General features: G+C 74.3%; 4 protein-coding genes. All 4 read right to left on the reverse strand.

The window, feature by feature from the left end; translation table 11 throughout:
- A partial coding sequence (locus AOK24_RS40230) for a M20/M25/M40 family metallo-hydrolase (RefSeq protein ID WP_159052163.1) occupies positions 1-504 on the reverse strand: 504 nt, incomplete at its 3' end.
- A complete protein-coding gene (locus AOK24_RS40235; protein WP_055724862.1) occupies positions 497-1330 on the reverse strand; it encodes a M55 family metallopeptidase in 834 nt (277 codons plus the stop codon). The genes AOK24_RS40235 and AOK24_RS40230, both read right to left, overlap by 8 nt.
- A gap of 11 nt (positions 1331-1341) precedes the next feature.
- A complete protein-coding gene (locus AOK24_RS40240; RefSeq protein ID WP_055724863.1) occupies positions 1342-1920 on the reverse strand; it encodes a sigma-70 family RNA polymerase sigma factor in 579 nt (192 codons plus the stop codon).
- 127 nt (positions 1921-2047) lie between these two features.
- On the reverse strand, positions 2048-2716 hold the full coding sequence (locus AOK24_RS40245) for a hypothetical protein (protein ID WP_055724864.1): 669 nt from the start codon (positions 2714-2716) through the stop codon (positions 2048-2050).
- Between the last annotated feature and the right edge of the window lie 357 nt (positions 2717-3073).

Consider the following 3073-nt stretch of genomic DNA (forward strand, 5'->3'; position numbering starts at 1 on the left):
GCCCTCGAAGAGGCCGGGGTGCTCGTCGGCGAGGAACCCGGCGCCGTCCTCGGCGCTCGCCTCCTCGTCGGCGGTGAACGCGATGACGACGTCCCGGCGCGGGCGTACGCCTTCGCGGGCCCAGGAGCGGGCGACGGCGAGGACCATCGCGTCCATGTTCTTCATGTCGACGGCGCCGCGCCCCCACACGACCCCGTCGCGGACCTCGCCGGAGAAGGGGTGCACGCTCCAGTCGGCGGCCTCGGCGGGGACGACGTCGAGGTGGCCGTGGACGAGCAGCGCGTCCGCCGAGGGGTCGGTGCCCTCGATGCGGGCGACGACGTTGGTGCGGCCCGGGGTGCGCTCCAGCAGCGTGGGTTCCAGGCCGATGTCGGCGAGCTGTTCGGCCGCGTACTCGGCGGCGGGGCGCTCGCGGCAGTCGCCGCCTCCCCGGTTGGTGGTGTCGCAGCGGATCAGGTCGGACGTGAACCGCACGACCTCGTCGTACGCCTGCCGGTCAGCCATATGTCTCCTCCATCGCGGACGCGGCGACCGTGGTGACCGCCTTGAACACCCGGATCGCGTCGTACATGCGGTCCGTCGTGTACGCGACCTTGCGCTCCCCGGTCCGCGCCACGCCGGGGATCACCGTCACGGCTCCCGCGAGGTGCTCCGCGTCGAACTCGACGGCGACCGTGTACGGGCCGGTGCCGGCCGGGTCGTGCCGTACCGCGAGCGCCGTCGCGTCGCGGGCCGCCGCGCGGATGTCGGCGGCCGTGCGCGCGGGCGTGCGGCAGATCGCCGCGTACCGCGAGACGTGGTCCTTCACGGCGACCTTGTGCGCCTCGGGCGCGTACCCGAGGGCGTCCTCGCACGTGATGTCGTCGCCCGTCACGAGGATCACGGGTACCCCGTACTCGGCGGCGACACGGGCGTTGAGGAGGCCCTCGCTGGCGCGGACGCCGTTCAGCCAGACGCCGGTGATCGTGTTGGCGAGGTAGGTGTGGGCGAGGACGCCCTCCATGCCGGCGCCGCCGTGGTACCCGACGAACGCGATGCCGTCCACGTCGCCGTACTGGACTCCCTCAACCATGGACAGGTCCTTGTGACGACCGGTCAACATGTCCACACGTTCGTCAAGACGCTCAAGCAGAAGGTTGCGCATCGTGGCATGGGCTTCATTGATCAATACGTGATCGGCGCCGCCGTCGAAGAAGCCGCGGACGGCCGCGTCGACGTCCGAGGTGAACATCTCCCGGCACCGCCGCCACTCCGGGGCGCCCGGCCGGACGTCCTCCGGCCAGGTGACCCCGGTGGCACCCTCCATGTCAGCACTGATCAGGATCTTCATGGGGCGTCACGTTACGCCACGGCCGCGCCCGCCTCCGTGGGCCGCTCCGCCAGCAGGGCGGCCAGCGTGGCGCGTGCCCGCGCGACGCGCGAGCGGACGGTTCCGACGGGGCAGCCGCTGCGGGCGGCGACCTCCTCGTAGGGCCAGCCCGCGATCTGCGTCAGCACGAACGCCTCTCGGCGCTCCCGGGGCAGCGCGGCGAGCAGGTCGAGCAGGAGGACGCCGTCCTCGAAGCCGGGGACGGCGACCGTCTCCCAGGCGTCGGAGTCGCACACACGCGGGCGTACGGCGGCCCGGCGGTGGCTGTCGACGACCGCGCGGCGGGCGATCGTCAGCAGCCACGCGCGTGCGGAGGAGCGCCCCTCGAAGCGGTGCAGGCTGCCGAGGGCCCGGACGAAGGTGTCCTGGACGAGGTCGTCGGCGCCCTGTGGGTCGGCGCTCAGGTGGATGACGTACCGCAGCACGTCCCGGTACAGCGCGCGCACCCATCGGTCGACGGCGACGGGGTCGCCGTCGCGCGCGGACAGTGCCCACGCGGTGATCGAGGCGTCCGCGTCGGCGCGCGGGGAGGGCAGCGTGGAGAGAGTCACTCGGGTGTGTCCTTCTCTGGTCACGTCCGGGACCGCACGCGCGCGCGTGCGGTCCGGTGAAGGGGGGTACGGCCGGGTACGGCCGCGTCCCGAGGCGCGCTGGGGCGGCTCGGGTCACCGGCTGCCGTCAGACGGCAGCGCACCCCCGGGGCGGTCCCCTGGACGTGAGCGAGTGGACGAGAAGCCGCTGGACAGGCGTGCGCCCGGACCGTCCGCGCCGCCACAGGGGGCGCGGGAACTCCGGCGGCACGGCGACGGCCAGCACGAGCCTCAGCGGGGCCGCCAGCCACGCGCCGACGGCCCGCAGGGCCCGGAACACGGCGCGCTCCCCGTAGGCCAGCCACAGGCCGCACAGCAGCGCGGCGAGCAGGTGCGCGAGGAGCATCCCGTACGACGCCGTCGAGGCGTCCGTGAGGGGTACCCCCATGCCGTCGTGGCCGCCCGCATGGGACATGTCCATGTGGGGCATCCCCATGTCCATGTGCATGCCGGGCATGTCTGCCATGTCTGCCATGCCGGCCGTGTCGGCCGCGCCGGAGTCCGTCCGCTGCACGGCGGAGAACCCCTGGTGGAGCAGGGCCTGCACGGCGACCACACCCCCGACGACCGCGGGCAGCCCGCGCTCCCGTCCGGCAAGCGCGCACCCCGCGGCGACGGTGATGCCGAAGGCCGCGCCGAGCGCCCACAGGGGCAGCCCCGCGCCGGACATCAGGACGTGCCCCAGGGCGGCGAGCACGACACAGACGGCCGCGAACATCACGGCCCTCCCTGTGCGCGCGCACCACCCGGCGGTCATGGGGCCACATCCTCCCATCCGTGGTCCGGCCGTCGGGCGGGTGTACGCAGACGCCCCCCGCCGACCACTCACCCTCGGGGATGTGATCCATGCCATACAAGAGGGCCACGGATGCTCGGAGGGCGGAGTGAGGGCGCTCCGCACGCGCGCGGCGCGGGCCGATCGTCCGGCCGACGCACGCGCGCGGTGCAGGCCCCTCGTACGGCCAGCGCACGCGCGCCCCTCCCCCGACAGGTCAGGCGGGGCGCCCGGCCACGACCCACTGCGACGGGAGGACGACCGGCTCGCCGTCCTGGCGCTCGGCCGGGCACCCCTGACGACCACCGAGCACCTGCCGGACGGCGAGCCGGTCGTCCT

This window comes from Streptomyces niveiscabiei, assembly GCF_001419795.1.
Lineage (GTDB): Bacteria > Actinomycetota > Actinomycetes > Streptomycetales > Streptomycetaceae > Streptomyces > Streptomyces niveiscabiei.

Bases quoted from the DNA above. Each gene is read 5' to 3' on its own strand.
- AOK24_RS40245 (WP_055724864.1), bottom strand. From the start codon at position 2,716: ATGACCGCCGGGTGGTGCGCGCGCACAGGGAGGGCCGTGATGTTCGCG.
- AOK24_RS40235 (WP_055724862.1), bottom strand. From the start codon at position 1,330: ATGAAGATCCTGATCAGTGCTGACATGGAGGGTGCCACCGGGGTCACC.